This window comes from Flavobacterium sp. BFFFF1 (assembly GCF_002256285.1).
Classification (GTDB): Bacteria; Bacteroidota; Bacteroidia; order Flavobacteriales; family Flavobacteriaceae; genus Flavobacterium.
The window spans coordinates 18,538-40,645 of record NZ_NKJE01000026.1; the positions used below are offsets into that span (position 1 = coordinate 18,538).

18 protein-coding genes and 2 tRNA genes are annotated in these 22,108 nt (G+C 44.7%); 9 read left to right on the plus strand and 11 right to left on the minus strand.

From position 1 onward, the window contains the following. Positions 1-115: 115 nt before the first annotated feature. A complete protein-coding gene (locus CFE23_RS13685) occupies positions 116-268 on the minus strand; it encodes a hypothetical protein (RefSeq protein WP_291089017.1) in 153 nt (50 codons plus the stop codon). 51 nt (positions 269-319) lie between these two features. Beyond that, on the minus strand, positions 320-1,828 hold the full coding sequence (locus tag CFE23_RS13690; RefSeq protein WP_291089020.1) for a GH3 auxin-responsive promoter family protein: 1,509 nt from the start codon (positions 1,826-1,828) through the stop codon (positions 320-322). Positions 1,829-1,963: 135 nt separating this feature from the next. On the opposite strand from CFE23_RS13690, the gene CFE23_RS13695 reads away from it, so the two are divergent. Continuing rightward, positions 1,964-2,758, plus strand: coding sequence for a DUF2797 domain-containing protein (locus CFE23_RS13695; RefSeq protein ID WP_291089023.1), 795 nt, complete (start codon positions 1,964-1,966; stop codon positions 2,756-2,758). 27 nt (positions 2,759-2,785) lie between these two features. Here CFE23_RS13695 and CFE23_RS13700 read toward each other — a convergent pair whose 3' ends face one another. After that, complete coding sequence (locus CFE23_RS13700; RefSeq protein ID WP_291089026.1) at positions 2,786-5,389, minus strand: AsmA-like C-terminal region-containing protein; 2,604 nt, start codon at positions 5,387-5,389, stop codon at positions 2,786-2,788. Positions 5,390-5,682: 293 nt separating this feature from the next. After that, a complete protein-coding gene (sppA, locus tag CFE23_RS13705) occupies positions 5,683-7,446 on the minus strand; it encodes a signal peptide peptidase SppA (protein WP_291089030.1) in 1,764 nt (587 codons plus the stop codon). Between the two features lie 159 nt (positions 7,447-7,605). On the opposite strand from sppA, the gene folK reads away from it, so the two are divergent. Beyond that, positions 7,606-8,748, plus strand: coding sequence for a 2-amino-4-hydroxy-6-hydroxymethyldihydropteridine diphosphokinase (gene folK, locus CFE23_RS13710; RefSeq protein WP_291089071.1), 1,143 nt, complete (start codon positions 7,606-7,608; stop codon positions 8,746-8,748). Here the strand turns inward: folK and CFE23_RS13715 are convergent. The 3 genes from CFE23_RS13715 to CFE23_RS13725 are packed head-to-tail and all read right to left on the minus strand — an operon-like array spanning position 8,732 to position 11,921. Then, positions 8,732-10,798 (minus strand): T9SS type B sorting domain-containing protein, encoded by a 2,067-nt coding sequence (locus CFE23_RS13715; protein WP_291089033.1) that lies wholly within the window; start codon positions 10,796-10,798, stop codon positions 8,732-8,734. The two genes, folK and CFE23_RS13715, sit on opposite strands and share 17 nt — an antisense overlap. 48 nt (positions 10,799-10,846) lie before the next feature. Beyond that, positions 10,847-11,371: an RNA methyltransferase gene (locus CFE23_RS13720; protein WP_291089036.1), complete on the minus strand. Its 525-nt coding sequence runs from the start codon at positions 11,369-11,371 to the stop codon at positions 10,847-10,849. A 58-nt stretch (positions 11,372-11,429) separates the two neighbouring features. Further along, positions 11,430-11,921: a DUF1573 domain-containing protein gene (locus CFE23_RS13725; protein ID WP_291089039.1), complete on the minus strand. Its 492-nt coding sequence runs from the start codon at positions 11,919-11,921 to the stop codon at positions 11,430-11,432. Between the two features lie 164 nt (positions 11,922-12,085). Here CFE23_RS13725 and mutS point away from each other — a divergent pair, with 164 nt between their 5' ends. The 4 genes from mutS to CFE23_RS13745 all read left to right on the plus strand — a co-directional run bounded on the left by mutS (position 12,086) and on the right by CFE23_RS13745 (position 15,433). After that, positions 12,086-14,692 carry a DNA mismatch repair protein MutS gene (gene mutS / locus CFE23_RS13730; protein ID WP_291089042.1) on the plus strand — a complete coding sequence of 869 codons (2,607 nt, stop codon included), beginning with the start codon at positions 12,086-12,088 and terminating at the stop codon, positions 14,690-14,692. Between the two features lie 138 nt (positions 14,693-14,830). Then, positions 14,831-14,903: transfer RNA gene (locus CFE23_RS13735), tRNA-Gly, on the plus strand. Between the two features lie 11 nt (positions 14,904-14,914). Then, positions 14,915-15,003, plus strand: a tRNA-Leu gene (locus CFE23_RS13740). 85 nt (positions 15,004-15,088) lie between these two features. Next, positions 15,089-15,433, plus strand: a complete 345-nt coding sequence (locus tag CFE23_RS13745; protein ID WP_291089044.1) for a DUF1508 domain-containing protein — start codon at positions 15,089-15,091, stop codon at positions 15,431-15,433. Positions 15,434-15,502: 69 nt separating this feature from the next. On the opposite strand, the gene CFE23_RS13750 is transcribed toward CFE23_RS13745, so the two are convergent. From CFE23_RS13750 to CFE23_RS13765, 4 genes are all read right to left on the minus strand, one after another. After that, the gene (locus tag CFE23_RS13750) at positions 15,503-15,709 is read right to left on the minus strand and encodes a hypothetical protein (RefSeq protein ID WP_291089047.1); all 207 of its coding nucleotides are present in this window, start codon (positions 15,707-15,709) and stop codon (positions 15,503-15,505) included. 194 nt (positions 15,710-15,903) lie between these two features. Further along, positions 15,904-18,045: a S46 family peptidase gene (locus tag CFE23_RS13755; RefSeq protein WP_291089050.1), complete on the minus strand. Its 2,142-nt coding sequence runs from the start codon at positions 18,043-18,045 to the stop codon at positions 15,904-15,906. An 18-nt stretch (positions 18,046-18,063) separates the two neighbouring features. Further along, the gene (locus CFE23_RS13760) at positions 18,064-18,510 is read right to left on the minus strand and encodes a GNAT family N-acetyltransferase (protein ID WP_291089054.1); all 447 of its coding nucleotides are present in this window, start codon (positions 18,508-18,510) and stop codon (positions 18,064-18,066) included. Then, positions 18,503-19,738, minus strand: coding sequence for a glycosyltransferase N-terminal domain-containing protein (locus CFE23_RS13765; protein WP_291089056.1), 1,236 nt, complete (start codon positions 19,736-19,738; stop codon positions 18,503-18,505). The genes CFE23_RS13760 and CFE23_RS13765 overlap by 8 nt, the downstream gene beginning before the upstream one ends. Positions 19,739-19,839: 101 nt before the next feature. On the opposite strand from CFE23_RS13765, the gene CFE23_RS13770 reads away from it, so the two are divergent. From CFE23_RS13770 to galE, 3 genes are all read left to right on the plus strand, one after another. Then, entirely contained in the window at positions 19,840-20,973 is a 1,134-nt protein-coding gene (locus tag CFE23_RS13770; RefSeq protein ID WP_291089059.1) for a DegT/DnrJ/EryC1/StrS family aminotransferase, read from the plus strand. 1 nt (position 20,974) lies between these two features. Next, positions 20,975-21,406, plus strand: coding sequence for a hypothetical protein (locus CFE23_RS13775; protein ID WP_291089062.1), 432 nt, complete (start codon positions 20,975-20,977; stop codon positions 21,404-21,406). 5 nt (positions 21,407-21,411) lie between these two features. Beyond that, positions 21,412-22,108: UDP-glucose 4-epimerase GalE (gene galE / locus CFE23_RS13780; protein WP_291089065.1), on the plus strand; the 697-nt coding region annotated here is incomplete at its 3' end.

Here is a 22,108-nt window from a genome sequence, read left to right on the forward strand (position 1 = left end):
TCCTGATGTGCTTCCGGGTGATTGATGATAGGCTAGTAGACTACCCACCCGAAAAATTGTTACACCTTTCTTATAAATTTGTTAAAAAAAATCCTGCCGAAGCAGGAATGACTATTTAACTCAGTGGTTTCTCATTGGGATTGTTTGTCTTGAGAACTTTGACTTTCTCATTGCTGCCGTACCTTTTGCAGCAACTCCATCCGCTGCTTGCGCACGACGCTAAAAGCAATCCCGAAGCCATTAAGAACAATGCAGTGGTTTTTTTCATAGCTTTTTTTACATAAGTTATAGCAAATACCATGCCAGTCAGTAGTTTAAGTTACAGTTGCTTGAGTTGCTCTACGTAATGACGTTCATTGGAGAGACGCGGAATCTTATGCTGCCCGCCCAGTTTATCGTGGTGTTTCAACCAGTCGTAGAACAGGTTCTCGCGGGCAATATTCACTACCGGCGCATTGAGTGTCATATTGTTGTAGCGTTTGGCCTCATAATCGGAGTTCAGCGATTGCAGGGTTTCATCAAGCACCTTATTGAAAAGCGCCATGTCATCAGGTTGTTTCCTGAATTCGATGATCCATTCGTGCGCGCCTTTTTCCTTTCCCTGCATAAAAACCGGCGCTACCGTATAATCAATCACTTCGGTTCGTGTGATGCTGCATGCTTTGGCAATGGCGTTATCTGAATTCTCTATGATCAGTTCCTCCCCAAATACATTAATATGGTGCTTTGTCCTGCCGGTTACCCTTATACGGTAAGGTTTTAGGGATGTGAACCGAATCGTATCCCCAATCTGGTACCGCCACAACCCCGAGTTGGTTGTAATGATCAAAGCATAATTTTTGTCCAGCTCCACTTCGGAAAGCCGGATCACCTTCTGTTCCGGCGTGCCGTAGGTTTCCATTGGGATAAATTCGTAGAAAATACCGTAGTCCAGCATGAGCAGCAGGTCATTCGAGTGGTTTAGGTCCTGTATGGCAAAGAATCCCTCAGAGGCGTTATAGATTTCGTAATACTGAAAATCTGATTTCGGAATGATTTTTTTGTACTGCTCGCGATAAGGATCAAAGCTGACGCCTCCGTGGAAATATACTTCTGCATTTGGCCAGATATCCGTAAGTGCGTCGCGTCCGGTTTCCTCCAGTACCTTGTTCAGCAATACCAGCATCCAGGAGGGGACCCCCGCAAAGCTTGTAACGTTTTCAAGGCGTGTTTCACTAACAATCGCTTTCAGTTTTACTTCCCAGTCACTCATCAGTGATACGCGGTTGCTGGGTGTGCTGCTGAATTCTGCCCACATCGGCATGTTTTCAATCAAAATCGCAGAAAGATCACCAAAAAAAGAGTTGTTGTCTTCATACAATTGCTTGCTTCCGCCAAGACGCAGGCTCTTTCCCGTAAACAATTGGGAATCCTCATTGTTGTTCAGGTATAGACAAAGCAGGTCCTTAGCCGCTTTATAATGACAGTTTTCCAGTGATTCACTACTGACAGGGATAAATTTGCTCTTTGCATTCGTTGTGCCACTCGATTTGGCAAACCACTTGATTGGGGTGTTCCAGAAGATGTTCTGCTCGCCCTTGCGCGTCTGCTCGATCATGGGTTCGAGATCTTCATAGGTAGCTACGGGCAGGCGCTCCGCAAATGTGTCGTATGACCGGATCGATTCAAATTCATAATTCTTACCCACCGTCGTGTTTTCAGCGCTGCGCAACAGGTTGAGCAGTAGCTCTTCCTGTACCTCGTTTGGGTATTTTTGGAATAGCTCGATCTGGTGGATGCGTTTCTTAAGGATCCAGGAAGCGACAGAATTTATTATTGGTAGTGGCATACTTTGATTTTAGGTGTATGATTTGAAATTGAATGAACAAACCCTACCTTTACATCGATTCCAAAAATAATAAAAAAAAGCCCGAAACCTGCCTACAATTGCAGAAAATCTGGCGCATTTAATCCCGCAGCTCAAATGAATTATCAGGGTGTACTTACAAAAATGCAAACCGAATTCGGAAGTCCTATACAATATTATCTCGTCTTTGAAGATGACTTCCTACACATGAACCAGCTTTTAGGCAATGAAATGTCCATCGCGTTTTCAGGACACCAATGCCTGAACTGCGGCAAAGCCAAAAAGATTTACCGCCAGGGATTTTGTTATGATTGTTTTTACGCCAGTCCCGCTGTCGGCGACTGGATCATGAAACCGGAACTCAGCACCGCCCATCTCGGAATTGCCGACCGGGATTTGGATTACGAGGCACAGGTACAATTGCAACCCCATATCGTCTACCTGGCGCTTTCCAGTGAGGTAAAAGTTGGCGTGACGCGCAAGACTCAGGTTCCCACACGCTGGATTGACCAGGGCGCGGAGAAAGCGCTTGCCATCGTTGAAGTGCCAAACCGTTACCTGGCAGGTATCACGGAGGTAGCACTTAAAGCCCATTTTTCTGACAAGACCAATTGGCGGAAGATGTTGACCAATGAGATTGCATCACTCGACCTGCTTTCGTACAAAGCGAATATCGTGGAAAAGCTTCCTGAGGAAGTGCGCGGATATTTTAATGCGGACCAGGCGAATTTGTACGAACTGCAATACCCCGTGCTCGAATATCCTAAGAAAATCACAAGCCTAAGCCTCGACAAGGAAAGCAGTTATAAGGGCAAGCTGTCCGGCATCAAAGGGCAATACCTTATTTTTGCAGACGGCACCGTGTTCAATATTCGGGCGTTTGAAGGATACAAAGTAACGATAGAAGTATAAAGAAAGCCTGATGATTCGGGCTTTGTTTTATTGCTTTGGCTCTTCCGTCTTCTTTTTCTTGTTGAATAAGCCATTGAGCACATCCTTGGCTTTTGTTTTCACCTCGGACTTAATCTCTTCTTTTGTTGTTGGAACAGTAGCCTTGGTAGAGTCTTTCTTTCCGCCGATGAGGTTGCCCAATGCCTTGGTGCCCTGGTTCAGCAGTTTGTCTTTTTGCTGCTTTACCAGTTGCGATGCGAGGTTAGAAACCGCCTGCTTAACATCGGTAGTGACCTTAGGATTTTTGAACGTTCCGGTGACCACGGCTTTTATCGGAATATTATCGAGTTTTGCGGCATCAGCAGGAGACAGTTTCGCAAGCAATTGGTTCGCCTCGGTCCCCAGGTATTTTGCCGGTACGTCAAAACCAATGTTGTACACCAGCGACTGATCAAATCCGTGCTGCCCTTCAAGGTTGATTTTCACATCCTGGTATTTCAGTGTAATCGGTTTCAGACTCACTTTCCCATTATCGAAGGACAAATTGGCCTTCAGGTCATTTAGGTTGATTTTCTTCAGGTCGATAAACTTAATGTTGTTGCCCACCGTATTCAGCAATCCTGAATTGCTGGCATTGACTGTCGTGGACAGAAATTGCCCGAACAAATCTCCGGACAGCGATTTCAGATCCGGTGTCATTGCTTTGGCATCCAGTTTTCCGGAAAGCTTGATCGTAGAATTCAGTTTTCCGTTGATTACACCCGCAATAGGCGCGATGTTTTTCATCATGTCCAATTGGGTAAACGTCTGCTGTATGTCCACTTTATTCAGGGCGAGGTTCATGTTGAATACCGGCGTTTTTTCTTTGGTCGATACATCGCCGTTTACAGCAATCATACCGCCGAAGATATTCGACTTCACGTTGTCCAATGTTACCTTTTGGTCTTTGATGATGACTTTTCCACTGACATCCTTCAGTGTGAGGTTATCGTACAGCACCGTATTCATCTTTGCTGCAAGCGTACAGTTCAGGAATGCCGGAATCTTGATGGCTTCCGATGCCGGTGCAGTGGTTTTGGTGTTGGGCTCTTCGGTGGTCATGAAATCAGATACCGCAAATTGGTTTGAGTTGAGGTTGAAATTCCCTTTCAGTTCCTGGTTTTTGAACATATATCCATAGAAATTATCCAGCGTACCCGTCACGCTCAAATCTGTTTTGCCGGTTTTGGCATTGAATTGCTGCAGGTTCACGCGGCTTGGGTTAAAAGCCACCACGGCCTGGCTGATGTCAAGCGCCTTACCCTTTTCATCAACATAGCGGAAGCCCGAAAGGCTCACGGTACCTTCATTCCTGATATTTTGGTATTGGCTTGTCTCTACCGACTTCATGTCGAATTTCGTTGTGACATCGGCTTTCAGTATTCCGGATAGTGGTTTGTCGAGCTTAATCGGGTAAGCCTTAGACAGGTTTGCAAGATTAATCGTCCCTTTCACCACAGCATCCACCAACGGATTGACCGCTACGTTCTTAATGCTCGCGTGTGCATCGAACACATCCTGATCAATACGGAATGCCAGTTTATCGAGATTGACATAAGTATCATTTAGGATGCCTGTTTCGTTGATGATTTTAGTGTCAATAACGATATTCTGTACGGATTTAGGGAGATTTGGATATTGGAAAGAAGCATTATCAGAAGCCAGCTCGATATTGAACCTTGGTACGGTAGTATCGGTCAGCATTCCCTTTGCAAATCCCTTTACACTAAAGCTTCCCGTGGTTTTTACATTGGCCAGGCTCCCGGAATACGCAGAAGGAATCAGCCCCAGGAAGTTTTGGAAATCTGAGGTTGGGGTTTTGAATTTCAGGTCGTATTCCTGTCCTTCGTCCGCCAGGCGGATGAACCCGTCGAATTCCATCGGCAGCTTGTTGATCAGCGCCTTGTTGTTCTTAAACGTGTATTTGCTTTGGTCTAAATCGATGCCCAGCACCGCATCCAAAGACAGTGCTACGTTTTTCATGTAGTTTACTTTATCCATGTCCAGTGAGATCCTGGCCGTAGAGGTTGTCGTTAAATCGAGCTTCGAGTTGCTGAAGTCGCCCATACCCTTGTGGTTCAGGCTGTCGATGACCATCTTGATCTTTGAACGGGCGTCATAGTATTTGAAGCGTAGGTTTTTCACCTCATATTCCTTTATTTTAAGCGAAAGTGGATCGCTTTTCCCGCTTTTTTCTTCTTTGTTGTCTTTTAAGGCAATGTCAAAATTTCCAACCCCATCCTTGTTAAACAGGATGTTTACGATGCCATTTTCTGTAGATATGGCTTCAATATTCATCGATTCATCTTTGCCTTTGAACAGCTCCTTTACCGACATCTCGAGGCTCAATTCGCCCATTGATACCAGCGTATCGCCTTCAAACGGCGCCTTGTTTAAGATCAGCAGTTTTTCTACCGTCACCGTGGCTTCAGGGAAATTCCGGAACAGGCTCAGGTCAGCATCGGCAAATGACACTTTCGCATCAACCTTCTTGTTAATCGCCTCGGCAATTTTAGCCTTGATCTGATCTTCGAATAGGTACGGAATCGCAAACAGCGCTACGACAAGCAGCAAAAACAGGATACCGACAATCTTCAGGATTTTCTTAAGCATAAAGGGGAATTTAAAAAGTATGACAATGTATGTTTACAAAAATAGGTTATCTGCTGAATATGTGTTTTAATGTTTTCATAAAAATGAGAAATTTCCGCATACCGGCGGATGTTATCAGCGTAAATTCTGGGAATCCTGCTAATGCCTCACTGGTATTGCCTTCAGGAGTATTAAAGCATGGCGTCCTTCAAACTAAGGTTGATCACTATTTGCAATATGAGCATAATTTTCAATGGAGCGTGGCAAATCCTCCTGCAAAAAAAATCCGCCCTTTTGGAGCGGATGTTTGTTTTTTAGTGGATTTCAAGTTCAAATGGCATCAGTGCCTGTACGCCTTTGCGCGAATTGGCCTGCTTAATTTTTTGCAGCAATTCATAATTTTCTTCGCCTACCTCTTCCTTGATCAATGTGGCTTTTGTTTTCGCAAAAGGAAGGCCTGATAGCATATCGCTCAGGTTCTTGTCGTATTCAGGGAAGTTTTCCGTACGGTATTGTTTCAGGTGCGCCATTTTCGCAGCCGCCTTCAACGCATCGTCCATTCCGCCGATTTTATCGACCAGCCCAATCTTAATGGCTTCAGCACCTGACCAGACCCTGCCTTGCCCAATGGCGTCGACCTGCTCAAATGTCATTTTCCTTCCGGTAGCTACCCGCGTCACAAAAGTACGGTATACACGCTCGACGCTTTCAAGTGTTTGTGCGCGCATGTCGTCACTGAGTGGTCGGAACGGACTGTACTCAGCTGCATTCTTATGCGTTTGGACCACCACCGTATTGATGCCCGCCTTGTTTGCCAGGCCGGTGAAATTCGGGAGCATACCGAATACCCCAATAGAACCTGTGATGGTGTTTTCTTCTGCAAAAATCTCATTGGCATTACAGGCGATGTAGTAGCCGCCGGAAGCCGCATAGTTGCCCATGGAAACGACCACAGGCTTGACTTTTTTAGTCACTTCAATTTCCCTCCAGATCAGTTCCGACGTCATGGCATCACCACCAGGACTGTCCACGCGAAGTACGATCGCTTTAATATTTTTGTCTTTTCTTGCTTTTTGCAATGCGGTCCTCATCGCTTCTTCACCGATATAGTCGACATCACCTTTACCACCTTTGATTTCGCCTTGGGCATAAATGATGGCGATCTTATCGGATCCTTCACCGAAAGCACCGATCGTATTGAGACGTTTTGCGTAATCCTCAATCTTAATGCGGTTGTAGTCCTTGTCTTTTTTAACCTTAAGGGCTTTGCGGATGCCGGCATCATATTGGTCTTCATAGCCAATCTTGTCAATGAGTCCCTGCGCCTTTGCCATTTCCGGGGTTCGGGCAAGCAAGCCGTCTGCAATCGCGTTCAGTTTATCTACGGGCAACTTCCTGCTTTTGGAAACGTCGGTCACGATGGTATTCCACACCGAATTAAGCAATGCCGTAAGTTGTTCCCGGTTGGCATCACTCATCTTATTGTCCAGGAATGGTTCGACCGCGCTTTTGTACTTGCCGTGGCGGATCACTTCCATCTTGATTCCGGTCTTGTCCTGAAAGTCCTTGAAGAACATCACTTCGGTAGCAAGTCCTTTAAATTCCATATCGCCGGCAGGATTAAGGTATAGCGTGTCTGCTACCGAGTTCAGGTAGTATTCTTTTTGGGAATAGCCGTCTGCATATGAAACGATAAATTTTCCGGATTTTTTGAAGTCGATCAGTGCATCGCGGACCGCTTTGGTTTGTGCCATCCCAAGACCGCTATTGTTGTTGACAATCGATATCCCTTTGATTTTATCGTCTTTCTTGGCTTCCACAATGGCATTGACCACGTCTGAGACCCCCACCGAAGCGCTTTCTGTAAAAATAGTTACCCATGGATCTGAGTACTTGCCCGCATAGTCGTGTGTGATGGCGCTAAGGTCTAACTCGATGACCGAATTTTCCTTTACGTGGATTTCGTCTGAGCTGGTGCTTCCTACAATCAGGCCAATGATCAGCACAAAAAAGAATGACAATACCATGAAGATGAAGATACCTACCACGGTCGCGAGAACATTTCCTAAAAATTTCATTGATTTTATTTTTCGGGATTAGTAATAATTGTACCTGATTTGTTACACCAGGAGGGAATTTTATGAAAAAGGCGCTGCTTAGAAATCATCAGAATTTATCAACACTCTTCTCAAAGATAACTTTATTCTTGATTTCTTTTACTTAATTTGTAGATGAATATGAGTCTGCAACACCAAGCCATTTTATCTATCGGGAGCAATCAGGGAAACCGCCTGCAGCTCATTGAGAACGCCCTTTCCTTACTGCACGATGCGGTGGGGACAGTCATCCGGGTTTCTAAACTTTACGAAACGCCGGCCTGGGGGTTTGAAAGCGATCCTTTTTACAACTGTGTAGTACTCGTGCATACGCACAAGTCGCCCGCCGCTTTACTCAAGTCATTGTTGATCGTCGAGTCGACCCTCGGGCGTAAGCGTGATAGAAATGCGGGCTATCAGTCGCGCACCATTGATATTGACATTGTCGCCTACGACTCTGAAATCATCAACAGGAAACAGCTTCAGGTACCGCATCCGCAGATGGCGAACCGTTTGTTCGTGCTGCTTCCGATGAGGGATATCGTTCCGGACTTTGTGCATCCGGTAGATTCAAGATCGCTCGCCGAGTTGATCGCGGGTTGTGCCGATAAGGGGGCGTGCACTTTGGTTCAGCCGTTGAATGCGCCGTTACATTCGCTGCGTCTCGATACGTTCAACTACATCGCGATTGAGGGAAATATAGGTGCAGGAAAAACAACGCTGGCTACAAAAATTGCGGAGGACTTTAATGCAAAAACGGTGTTGGAGCGGTTTGCGGACAATCCTTTCCTGCCGAAGTTTTACAAAGACCAACCGCGGTATGCGTTTCCGTTGGAAATGTCGTTTTTGGCAGACCGGTACCAGCAACTTTCAGACGACCTCGCGCAGTTTGACCTGTTTAAGGATTTCATTGTCGCCGATTACCACATCTTCAAGTCATTGATCTTTGCCAAAGTCACGCTAAGCGATGACGAGTACCGACTATACCGGAAACTTTTTGAGATTATTTATAAAGAGATGCCGAAACCGGATTTGTATATTTACTTATATCAGAACACGCCGCGATTGCTGGAAAACATTAGGAAGCGCGGCCGTAGCTATGAGCAGGAAATTCCGGCGGCTTACCTGGACAGCATCAACCGCGGTTATTTGGATTATATCAAATCACAAACAGGCCTGAATGTGCTGGTGATTGATGTTTCCGAGAAGGATTTTGTAAAAAACCAGCAGGACTACCTGTTCGTTCTTGATGAAATCAAAAAAAAGATTACCGGTATAAGCTGAAATGTCCCTTGATTTCAGGTTGGGTATTGCTGACTTTCATCACATACCAATAATCATCAGCCGGCAGCGGCCTGCCCTTCAAGGTGCCGTTCCATGCTGTATTCCTTGGATTCAGTACGGCGATAAGTTTTCCGTAACGGTCAAAGATCGACATACTGGATTCGGGCAAAAGCGCCATGCCCGGAACAATCAGCATATCATTTACATTGTCACTATTTGGCGTAAAAAATGTCGGGACAATTACGATGATGAAATCACGGCTGTCCTCGCCGCAACCATCCACCTGCCTGACATGCGCGGTGTGCAATCCCCCTTGGGTAAAAGTAAAGTTGTTGGAAGCCTGAAAGCTGCCGTTATCGACGGCATACTCGAAAGCACCGGTATTGGCGGTTTTGATCGTTGCGGTATTGTTGAGTACCACTATCTCGCTGATGACGGGCGCCTGTTTTTGAATAACAGTAAATGTTTTGACACTGCTGCATCCGGCCGGGTTTGTAACGGTTACGGTGTAACTTCCTTCGGTATCTACCGTAATTTGGCGGGCAGTGCTGCCGGTAGACCAGAGGTAGGTTACGTTAGAAATACCAGCATCCAGTGTTGCTTCTTCTCCTTCGCAAATCGCTGTTTGCTCGTCGGCGACAACTGGCTTTTGGTTGATGTTGACAAGAACTTCCTGTCGTGGTCCTGAAGTACAGTCGTTGTTTTTTGCATCCACGTAGTAGGTAGTGTCCTGTGTCAGTATAGGCGTCGTAAAACTTTCCCCCGTTGCCAGCAGCGTCCCATTGGTTTGCTGGTCGTACCAACGGATTTGCCCTGCGTTTACGGTCGCGTGCAGCGTTACCGGGCCTTCGCAGGCCGGTGCAGGCGGACCTACCTGGAGTACCGGGATGTCATTTATCGTTGCGGTTACAGCGACGCGGGAAGCGGTAAGGCATCCAGGTTCAAACGCGTCTACATAGTAGGTTGTGGTTGCGGTTAACAGTGGCGTTGTAAAATTATTTCCTGTGGCAAGCAAATTTCCTCCTGTAGCGTTGTCGTACCATTTCATATTGCCCACACCGCCGACACTAAGGTTCAGGATTGCCGGTCCGCAGCTTGAGCTTACTGTAGTTGTTGAAATACCTGGGATCAAAATCGTGCTGCTAGTGGCAATATGCAACTCCGGATCACCAGGCATACCGCCGTACTCCACGATGTAGCCTTTGGGTTGATAGTCACCGCTTGTGGAGCCTTCATTAGAAAGGTCGTTCCAGGCGCCTGGGGTACCTACGCCGGGCGCTGTAACGTGAGCGTAGTTTTCATTACCCAGGTTATTGGGTTCGCCTGAATTCCAATTTGCGAAATTCGGTGAGCTGCCATTGGCACCACCATTCCAGAAAACTGTTCCGTTTTCGGGCCCTGTCATCCATTTCCAGGTGCCTTCTGATTCGACATCGCTGCCTCCAATCCATCCGGCGCCGGCGGCCTGTTCCCCGGAAAGTTGGGCTTCATCAGCGGCGGTAATCGTTGCAAGATATCCCTGCAATCCATAGTATGTAGTGAGTGAGGCTGCGTTTTTGGCATCATTCCAGGTGATTCCCAATACGGGGACATACGCATAGTAATGCTCATTGGAAGGCAGGTAATTTGCCTGTCCTACGCTGATTGAGAATTCTCGTGTTCCAGATGGATTTGGAATACTGCTGGTGTATACGACGTCTTCAATGGCGTTTTTAAACTCAGAGTAAAGGACGGGCATGAAGCTTGGACTGCGAAGGGTTAATTTTCCTTCGGAGGCATTCCATGTCGCTGCTATGGTGGGATGTGTACCGGTTAAGATCAATTGGTCCTGCCCTAATTGGTAGCCGGAAGAGATCTGGATATAAATCGCGTCAATACTGTTGTCATCGGGATCTGTGATGTCCATGTTGGTCACGATGTTCAGCGCAGTACCCGGGCAGTAAACCTGGTTGCCGGTGGCAGTCAATACCGGCGGCTGGTTCTGGGCTGTCACGTATAATGGGAACAACAATAGTGATAAAAGGCCAATATAGGTTTTGGATAAATTCATTCTCCCCTGGTGAAATTTTATTATGGTTGGTTTAGCTGGTCTTTAAATTTAAAATTTTTGAAAAATATCCCAAATTACGATTCCTGCACTGACAGCGATGTTCAGCGAATGTTTTGTTCCTGACTGTGGAATTTCGATGGTTCCCTGGCATAAGCTGATGGCTTCCTGGCTTACGCCAAAAACCTCATTGCCAAAAACCAGTGCGATTTTTTTATTTTTATCGGGAACAAAGTCATTTAGCATCACACTGTTTTCTACCTGCTCCACGGCGTAGACAGTGACATCCTGGGATTGCAGCGTGGCAATCAAAGCCGTCACCGATGGATGGTATTCCCAAGCGACCGTTTCAGTCGCTCCGAGTGCGGTCTTATGGATTTCCTTATTCGGTGGACAGGCAGTAATGCCACACAAATAGATTTTTTCTACGAGGAAAGCATCTGCCGAACGGAATACAGAACCAATATTGTGAAGGCTCCTGATATCATCAAGCACAATCATGATTGGCGTTTTTTTTGCTTCCTTAAAATCGGATATGGATTTGCGCCCTAATTCGTTGTTGTCAAGTTTTCGCATTGTACTATAAAAAAAGCTTCCTGTTAAGGGAAGCTTTTAATTTTATAAAAAAAGCTGATTAGCTTTTTGTTGGAGTTTCTTTTGGTGCTGGATCAGGAAGAACATTTCCTTTGATCGTCAAAACCTTTGGAGTTTCAGAAGCATTTGACGTAACCGTTACTGTTTTAGTAAACTGGCCAACCCTGTCTGTAGCATATTTAACGCCAATAACCGCTTTTGCTCCCGGAGCAATCGGTTCTTTTGGCCAGCTTGGGACAGTACATCCGCAAGAACCTGTACATTGAGAGATTACTAACGGCTTGTTGCCATTGTTTACAAAAACGAACTCACGTTTACCGTCAGCATTGTGCTCTACAGTTCCGTAATCAATTGTTTCATTTTCGAAAACCATACCTGCGCCTTCAATGGCAGGGGTAACTACTTTCTTAGCCTCAGCTTTAGTAGTAGTAGTTACTGTTTTCTTAACAGACTTCTTTGAAGTCTCTTGTGCGAAAGCGCCGCCCATTGCGAAAAGCGCCATAGCAGAAAATACTATCAGATTTTTTTTCATTTGTATAATAAATTAAATTAGCGAAAACAAATGTATAAATTTAAATTACACTGCATCAACAAATTTTCTTAAATTAAATTTAAAATTTAACATAGTCTAATCAGGCGCAAATGGTTAAATTCGCAACGCTGTACTAATACCGTAAAACAATAAACTCCAAAGCATTGGCCACAAAAGAAAAATCCCCGAAGGAAACGCCCTTAATGAAACAGTATAATGAAATTAAGAGGAAATATCCTGATGCATGCCTGCTGTTTCGGGTTGGTGATTTTTACGAGACTTTTGGGGAAGATGCGGTGCGTGCTTCAAAAATTTTAGGTATTGTACTCACTAAGCGTGGCGCAGGGTCTGAAACTGAAACCGCTTTAGCAGGCTTTCCACACCATTCCCTGAATACCTATCTTCCCAAGCTGGTAAAGGCGGGATTGCGCGTAGCGATCTGTGACCAGCTTGAAGATCCTAAAATGACAAAGACGATTGTCAAGCGCGGTGTTACGGAGCTTGTGACGCCCGGTGTATCCATGAATGATGAGGTACTACAGTCAAAATCGAACAACTTTCTGGCCTCGCTTTACTTCGGGAAAAAGAATATTGGGGTCGCTTTCCTCGATGTGTCCACCGGTGAGTTCCTTACCGCTCAGGGGAATCAGGAATATATTGACAAATTGCTGCAGAATTTTAATCCCAGCGAAGTACTGGTTCCCAAACAGGCCAAGGCGGAATTTAAGGATGCGTTTGGGGAGGATTTTCATAACTTCTATCTCGAAGACTGGGTGTACAAGGAAGATTATGCTCTGCAAACGTTAACCGGACATTTTAAAACCATTTCGCTAAAAGGATTTGGGATAGAGGAACTGCCGGAGGGGATTATAGCATCAGGTGCGATACTGTTTTATCTTTCTGAAACGCAGCATGACAAAATCCAGCACATAACTTCAATTCAACGTATTGCAGAGGATGCCTATGTTTGGATGGACCGTTTTACAATCCGGAATCTCGAACTCTACCACAGTTACAATCCAAACGCCGTTACTTTGCTGGACGTTATTGATCGTACCCTTTCGCCAATGGGGGGCAGGCTGCTGAAGCGATGGCTGGCACTCCCTTTAAAAGATATTAACAGGATTCGCGGTAGGCATGAAGTGGTTGCTTATTTGAAAGAGCATCAGGAGGTACTGAAAAGCATACAGCACCAGATCAAACAAATTTCCGATCTGGAACGATTAATTTCCAAAATCGCCACCGGTAAGGTGAGTCCGCGTGAGGTCATTTATCTAAAAGAATCGCTGGATGCCATTATTCCGATTAAGAATCTCGCGCTTGAGAGTCCATTGGAAGCGGTGAAAACGATTGGCGACAGCCTGCACAGCTGCGATTTGCTTCGCGAGAAAATTAAAACGACGTTAAATCCGGATGCGCCTGTGGCTATTGCGAAAGGGAATGCGATTGCTTTTGGCGTTAATTCCGAATTGGATGAGCTTCGTTTGATTTCGAATTCTGGAAAGGAATTCCTGGAAGGCATTGAAAAGCGCGAGTCGGAGCTGACGGGCATATCCTCATTGAAGATATCATTCAACAATGTCTTTGGATATTATATCGAAGTGCGGAATACCCATAAAGACAAAGTGCCTGCTGAGTGGATCCGTAAGCAGACGCTTGTGAATGCGGAACGCTACATTACGGAAGAGCTTAAAGAATATGAAACAAAGATTTTAGGAGCGGAGGAGAAGATCCATAAATTGGAATCGGAGCTGTTTGAGCAGCTGGTGGGATGGATTGCAACCTATATTAAGCCGGTACAATTGAATGCCAATTTGGTCGCACAGTTGGACTGCCTGACCTCTTTTGCGCAATTGGCTATTGAAAACAACTACGTTTGCCCGGTATTGGATGAAACTTTTGAGCTCGAGATCTCCAATGGGCGCCATCCGGTTATTGAAAAGCAACTGCCGTTAGGCGTTCCTTATATTGCGAATGATGTGTTCCTGGATCGGGAATCACAACAACTGATCATGATAACGGGACCAAATATGTCAGGTAAGTCAGCTATTTTAAGACAGACTGCCCTGATTGTCCTGCTCTCACAAATGGGCAGTTTTGTGCCGGCTGACAGTGTCCGAATGGGAGTTGTTGATAAGATTTTTACCCGTGTAGGCGCTTCTGATAACATTTCGATGGGTGAGTCGACATTTATGGTCGAGATGAATGAAACCGCTTCGATCCTGAACAACATTTCAGACAGAAGCCTGGTGTTGCTGGACGAAATCGGCCGCGGGACGAGCACTTATGACGGAATATCCATCGCGTGGGCTATTGCAGAGTATTTGCATGAGCATCCGTCGCAGCCCAAAACCCTTTTTGCAACGCATTACCATGAGCTGAACGAAATGAGTGATATCTTATCGCGGATTCAAAATTACAACGTGTCAGTAAAGGAACTGAAGGACAATGTGCTTTTTGTGCGAAAGCTCGTGAAGGGCGGCAGCGCACACAGTTTCGGAATTCATGTGGCAAAGATGGCCGGCATGCCGCAAACCGTAATATTGAAAGCACAGAAGCTGTTGAAGAAACTGGAGAAAGACCATTCCGGAGAGACTTTGAATGGCATTAAGGCTGCGAAAGAGGAAATGCAGCTGAGTATTTTTAACCTGGATGACCCATTATTGGAAGAAATCCGGGATGAAATCATCAGCCTTGATATTAATACGCTGACGCCAGTGGAGGCTTTGATGAAGTTGAATGAGATCAAACGAATGCTTTCTAAAAAATAGTTTTTAATTTAGGATTTGGATTTCAGGGGGTTATCAGTTCGGAAGCATTTTTTTGTAAAAAAGCCTTGCGTAATTGAATTAATGTTTTAAATTTGCCTCCGCAATACACAACAAGTATTGGTGTTCTTAAAAATAATTGCGAAAATAGCTCAGTTGGTAGAGCGCGACCTTGCCAAGGTCGAGGTCGCGGGTTCGAATCCCGTTTTTCGCTCAGGTTATCCAGCTCGGATGGTGAAATTGGTAGACACGCTGGACTTAAAATCCAGTGAACAGTAATGTTCGTGCGGGTTCAAGTCCCGCTCTGAGTACCACAAAAAAGAGGCGTCAATTGTATGGCGCCTCTTTTTTTATTTGTAGCCATTTGTAGTTCGGACTTTAATTTTATAAAACAGGATTGTGGGTGCGTTTGTAATCAGTAAAAGGTTTAACGGAGAATATAAGTTTGCATTTACCTCGCGAAAAGGGAAAACGATATTCAGCAGTCAGGGTTATGAATTAAAATTTGAATGCGAAGAAGCGATTGAATTGCTGAAATCAAATCTTGCTGATGCGGTTTATTCGCGCCACAAGGCTTCCGGTGGAAGGTATTATTTCAGGATGAAAGTAGGAGAGGCATTGCTTGTGACCAGCAGGAAATATTCTACGGAGCTTAAATTGCAAAAAGGGATTGATGAAATTAATCAAAGCGCAGTGGCTGCTGAGGTTTTAGATTTCTCCCAAAACGACGTCATCTTCAATTAATCGAATAAAAATAATAAGCCATAAAAAAAGCCCCGCATGCGGGGCTTTGATTTTTTTCTGAACAACTAATTACTTAGCTGGAGTTTCAGCTGGAGTTGCAGCTTTAGTAGTGTCAACAACAGTTGTATCTACAGTTGTAGTAGTTGTAGTAGTTTCTACAGCTGGAGTTTCAACAGTAGTTGAATCTGTAGTTGTAGTAGTTCCTTCAGCATCTTTTTTGCAAGAAACAACAGACAATACAGCGATAGCAGCTAAACTTAAAAATACTTTTTTCATCTTACTTAATTATAAAAGGTTAATTATTAATTCGAGGCAAAGATATAAATTTTTTAATATGTAAAATTATTTTTCAATTTTTTTTTGAAAAAAAGTAAACTTTTTAATGCTTTGTAAATCAGTACCCCCGTAATAAACCATCCCTTAAACGTTGTAGTTTGGTTTTGCGCGTTTGAGGCATGAAACACAAGGGGTTATCTTTTTTTCTTCGGATGGACTAATTTAAGTTCGTCAATGATATTTTGCGCGCCTGCAAATTTGTCAATAATGAAGAGCACATACCGAATGTCCGTCATCACATTCCGACAAATCGCGGGATCATAATAAATGTCACTCATGGTGCCTTCCCAGACCCTGTCGAAATTCAACCCGATCAGGTTTCCTTTGGCATCGATCGCAGGACTTCCAGAGTTTCCGCCGGTGGTGTGGCTGGTTCCAATGAAGCATACGGGCATTTTACCGCCTTCGCCATATGGACCATAATCCTTCTTGTTGTATAAATCGATTAATTTCGGGGAAACATCAAATTCATAGTCGCCCGGAATATATTTTTCCAGTACGCCGTCGAGGTATGTCCTGGACTCATAAATCGTCGCGTCTTTCGCTTTATAACCTTTCACTTTGCCATAAGTCACACGCAATGTACTATTGGCGTCCGGGAACATTCTTGCCTTCGTCTTCAATTCAAGCAATGCTTTGATGTAAGTGCGTTGCAACGCGGTAATTCGCAGGTTGATTTCATCATATTTGGGAGCAACCTTATTCAGGTAGGTATCCGCCATACTTTTGACCAATTGATATCCTTTGTCGTTATTGATTTTGTTTAATATCGTCTGCGTGTCGCCGGTCAATAATTTTTGTATTTCCCCATAACTTGTCAGCTGTGTCGCCGCATAAACATCCGATGTTAATTTTTTAGTGTCGACATTTGTAAGCGCAGGCGGGATAAATTCTGCAGGAACTTTACGCGCATAAATGTCAATCAGTTCGCCAAAAACTTTTTCGTCTACAGCCTTGTTGTAGTCCTTATAAAACTCGCCAAGGCCATTGTATAATACATTTTTTCGTTCGGTAAATGCCTGCTCGCCTTTTGTTTTATACAATTGCTCGAGTTGGTATAGTTTGTAACCCACGCTTAGCAATTCTGTGTTTCTGACGACAACCTCGTTAAAGTAATCCCTGGCCAGTGCGTAGGGAGCAATTTCTTTATAATTGGTCTCAAAATCAACAATCAGTGACCCATAAACTGCCGTTTTTCCTTTTTTAGCAACTTCTTCGTTGAATCTTTGTTCCTCCGCTCTTTTTACGTTAACTGCGTTTGATTTTTTTAATCCAAGCGACTCGCCCATCCATTTTTTCCAATAGTTGGCAATACTGGCATATTTGGAAGCGTATTGTATTTTGATCGCATTGTCCTTCCGCATAAAGCCATCTTCTATTTTCAATGCCCTGTCACGCACTTCGATTTTCGCAGGGTTTAGCGTATTGACAATCTGCTCTACGGCCACCGCGGGAAGGTATTCTGTAGTCCTACCGGGATAACCGTATACCAGATTAAAATCATTTTCCTTTACGCCGTCAAGTGAAATGGGCAGGAAATGTTTTGGTACATAAGGCACATTCTCTTTGGCATATGCCGCGGGATGGTTGTTCTTATCGGCGTAAATCCGAAACAACGAAAAATCCCCGGTGTGTCGCGGCCATACCCAGTTGTCGGTGTCGGAACCAAACTTTCCGATTGATGAGGGCGGCGCACCCACCAGCCTGATGTCCTTGAAGTTTTCCAAAACAAAAAGGAGGTACTGATTGCCTTCGTAAAACGTGCGGATGCTGTTTTCCTGCCAGCTTTCTTTTGGGAAACTGCCTGAAACCGCCGCAATGTTTTCTTTGATTTTTTTCTGTTTTTCCGCTTCCGGAAGATCTGCTGTGTTCGCCAAAACCTGTGCTGTTACATCTTCGATTTTTATGACGAAGGTCACTACCATGCCTTCATTGGGAAGTTCATCCTCCATTTTATAGGCCCAAAAACCATCCGTCAGGTAATCGTGGTCTACTGTAGAATGGGACTGTATGGCGTCAAATCCGCAGTGGTGGTTTGTCAGTAACAGCCCTTTTGGCGAAATGACCTCCGAGGTACAGCCGCCGTCAAATTGAGGCACAGCGTCCTTTAAGCTGGACTTATTGGCATCGTATATATCAGAAGCCGACATTTTCATGCCCAAATGTTTCATTTCCTGTTCGTTCATTCCGCTCAGCAACGAAGGAACCCACATGCCGCCCTGCTGTGCGCTGACTTGTACAACAACGAATAAAAGGAATAATTTTAAGAATCTCATGGTTATCATTTAAGGTGTTTATTCAAATTTGTGCCGCATTAATAAACGGTTGTGCATGGAAAATCCCGCGTCGAAATACAATTGTTGTGCACGGGAATTGTGTTGTTCCACTTCAAGGTACAGCAACTTTAGCCCGAGTTTAGTCGCCTGCTGCATGGCATATGTTACTGCGGCTTTACCAATTCCGTGGCCGCGAAAACTATCTTTGACGAACAACTCGTCGATAAATGCAATGCGGCCGCCGTATTCAAAACTGAAAATGAAGGTCATGATCATATAGCCAGCGATTTCATTTTCATGATAAATCAACCACGCCCGGCCAAGTTTTTCATCGGCGATGAACGTTTCGAACAGCGCTGTCGACCGCTTTTTATCGAGGGGATAATGGTCAATGGCGTAAAATTGTTCCATCATCGCCACCGCCTCCGGAATGTCATTTGCGGTTAAGTATCTAAAATCACCCATGAGTAATATTTTTCATAATGATTTCGGCCGCATTTTTATTCATCTGTACGAAAGTGCCGCAAATATGGCCTTTTTCATATCGAATGTCCTCATTTTGAATCAATTCAGAAAACGTCTCTTCCAATTCGGCTTTATTTTTTACCGAAATACAGCCGCCAAGACCAACAAGCGCGACCGCTTCCGAAAATTTGGCGTAGTTCGGGCCAATGACTATCGGTATCCCGAAGGTGGCCGGTTCCAGAATATTGTGCAATCCCGAAGTGCCAAATCCGCCTCCGACATAGGCAATATCGGCATAACTGTAGATCTTTGTCAGCAGTCCGATGGTATCAATAATAAAGACGTTGTAATCAGCGAGGTTTTTACCTTCTTTTTCGGAAAATAACAGCGTATTCTTTGTGAAACTGTGCTTTAGCTCCTGCATTTGTTCCGGCTTCGTGGTGTGTGGAGCGATAATGTATTTGATGTCAGCCTGAGAACCGTTGATAAAATCCCGGTATTGGCTTTCATCTTTCGGCCAGGAACTCCCTGCAACAAAGCACATTTTCCCGTCAATGAATTCTTCAATGAAATCCACGGAATTGTCGCGCTCTAGAATTTTGGAAACCCGGTCGAATCGCGTGTCGCCACTGACTAAGACGTTCTGGTATCCAATACTTTGAAGCAGTCTTTTAGAGCTTTCATTCTGTACAAAGAATTTGTCAAACGTCTTCAAAGCGTTCCTGTAAAAACCGCCATACCATTTAAAGAAAACCTGGTTGTCGCGGAAAATCCCCGAAATCAGATAGGTGGGAATGTTTCGCCTGCCGAGTTGGTGAAGGTAATTGGGCCAGAATTCATATTTAACAAAGAATACCATACTGGGATGAACAGCATCCAGGAAGGCTCTTGCTTTGTGGGAAGTGTCGAGTGGCAAATATAGGGTAAGGTCTGCGACGGTGTTGTTTTTGCGTACTTCATAACCCGATGGCGAAAAGAACGTGACGACGATTTTGTGGTTAGGATAATCGGCCTTCACGGCTTCCATCACAGGAAGTCCCTGCTCAAATTCGCCGAGTGAGGCCGTATGAAACCAAATCGTTTTGTCTGACTGCTGTATTTTTTCCCGGATTTTGAGGGAAACATCCTTTCTGCCGTCCACAAAGAGCCTCAGCTTCGGATTAAATAATGCCAGCAGCTTTAGGAATCCTGAGGCAATCACGACCACAATGTTGTAAATGAAAAGCATGGCTGGAATTTGTGCTTCCAAAAATACATCAGATTAAATTAATTTCATTGGTTGCCTCTTATTAAATTGCTATTTTTGCATGTTTTTTAATAAGAAATCCAATGAAAAAAATTCAGATGGTTGACCTGAAAGGGCAATACGAACACATCAGGGAAACCGTGAATGCTTCAATCCAGGAAGTGCTTGATACCAATACTTATATTAATGGGCCGCAGGTGCATGCTTTTCAGAAAAACCTGGAAGAATATCTTGATGTGAAGCACGTCATTCCTTGTGCTAACGGTACTGATGCTTTACAGATCGCGATGATGGGACTTGACCTAAAGCCCGGCGATGAAGTCATTACTGCCGATTTTACGTTTGCGGCGACAGTAGAGGTTATTGCGTTGTTGCAGCTGACCCCGGTTTTGGTTGATGTTGATATGGTTAATATGAATATTTCAATTGAAGCGATCAAAAAAGCGATTACACCCAAAACCAAGGCCATTGTCCCGGTACACTTGTTCGGCAGGGCAGCCAATATGGAGGCCATCATGGCGATTGCCAAAGAACACGATTTGTATGTCATTGAAGACAACGCTCAGGCCATCGGTGCCAACTGCAGGTTTTCAGACGGCACCAAAAAGAAAGCCGGAACCATTGGGCATGTTGCCTCTACGTCATTTTTTCCGTCTAAAAATCTAGGCTGTTATGGAGATGGGGGTGCTATTTTTACAAATGACGATGCGCTGGCACATAAAATCAGGGGAATCGTAAACCACGGCATGTATGTGCGTTACCACCATGACGTTGTAGGCGTAAACTCTCGCCTTGACAGCATACAGGCGGGTGTGTTGAATGCAAAGTTGCCGTTTCTGGATGCCTATGGGAAAGCGCGACAGGATGCCGCGAGAAAATACACTGCCGCGCTCGGCAATCATAAAAAAATCGTCGCGCCAGGCATATGTGACATTTGCGATTGTCACGTTTTCCACCAATATACCTTGAGAATCATCGATGCGGACCGTGATGGTTTGATGCAGCACCTTTTGGATAAAGGGATTCCTTGTGCGATTTATTACCCAATTCCGTTGCATTCCCAAAAAGCATACCTGGACATCAGGTATAAGGAAGAGGATTTTCCGGTAACCAACCAATTGGTGAAGGAAGTCATTTCGCTTCCGATGCATACAGAACTTGACGACGAACAGATTAAGTTCATCACTGACAGCGTCCTTGAATTCTTAGACCAATAAGATGCAGCCGAAAAAAGACAACAAAAGACCCATATTTCTGGTTGTGACCTTTATTATGGCGTTTAGCCTGGCGTATTATGTTACGAGTAAAGTACTGGCTGGTGGATCGGTAAATAAAAAAGTGAAAGCCGAAATCGGAGCGCTGAACAGCAAGTGTCCCATCAAAGTGAACGAGTTTACGATTTTGGATAGCATCAGGCTTAAAGATTCCAAAATGGTAAACCAATACCTTACCATTACCGCAGATATCGACCTGGTTAAAAATAAACTTTCGGACATCAAAAAAGAAACCTACGAAAGCACCCAGCGGGAGTTTGAAACAAGCCCTAAAATGAAGACTTTACGGGAAAAATCATACAGTATTCATTGCTACTACAGCAACAAGGAAAGGGCGGCACTTTTTGATTTTATAATCCAAAATAAAAACAAGTAAAACACATGAAAATAGCAGTAACCGGCGGACTTGGATTTATTGGGTCGCACACCGTTGTCGAGTTGATGGCCAAGGGTTTCGAAGTAGTTGTTATTGACAATCTTTCAAATGCTTCTGTGGAAGTATTAGACGGCATCGCTGCGATTTCCGGCGTCAAGCCACAGTTTGAAGAGATGGATTTACGGGACAAGGCTTCGGTAGCTGCATTTTTTAAGCAACATACGGACTTGAAGGGCATGATTCACTTTGCCGCATCGAAAGCAGTTGGCGAAAGTGTGGAAAATCCATTGCTTTACTATGAGAACAATCTCGGATCGTTAGTATATCTACTGCAGGAGTTGCAACAATTGCCGGAAGCCAATTTTATTTTCAGTTCGTCTTGTACGGTATACGGACAGTCGAAAACATTACCGATTACTGAAAACGCTGCCATACAGCCGGCGATGTCTCCTTATGGCAACACCAAGCAGGTTGGCGAAGAAATTATCAAGGACGCCGCAAATGTCAGCAACATCAAATCGGTAATATTGAGATACTTCAATCCGGTTGGTGCGCATCCATCCGCAAATATTGGCGAATTGCCTCTGGGCGTTCCGCAGAATCTGGTGCCTTTCATCACACAGACCGCTGCCGGATTAAGAAAGGAATTGTCGGTGTACGGAAATGATTATCCGACATCTGACGGGACCTGTGTCCGCGATT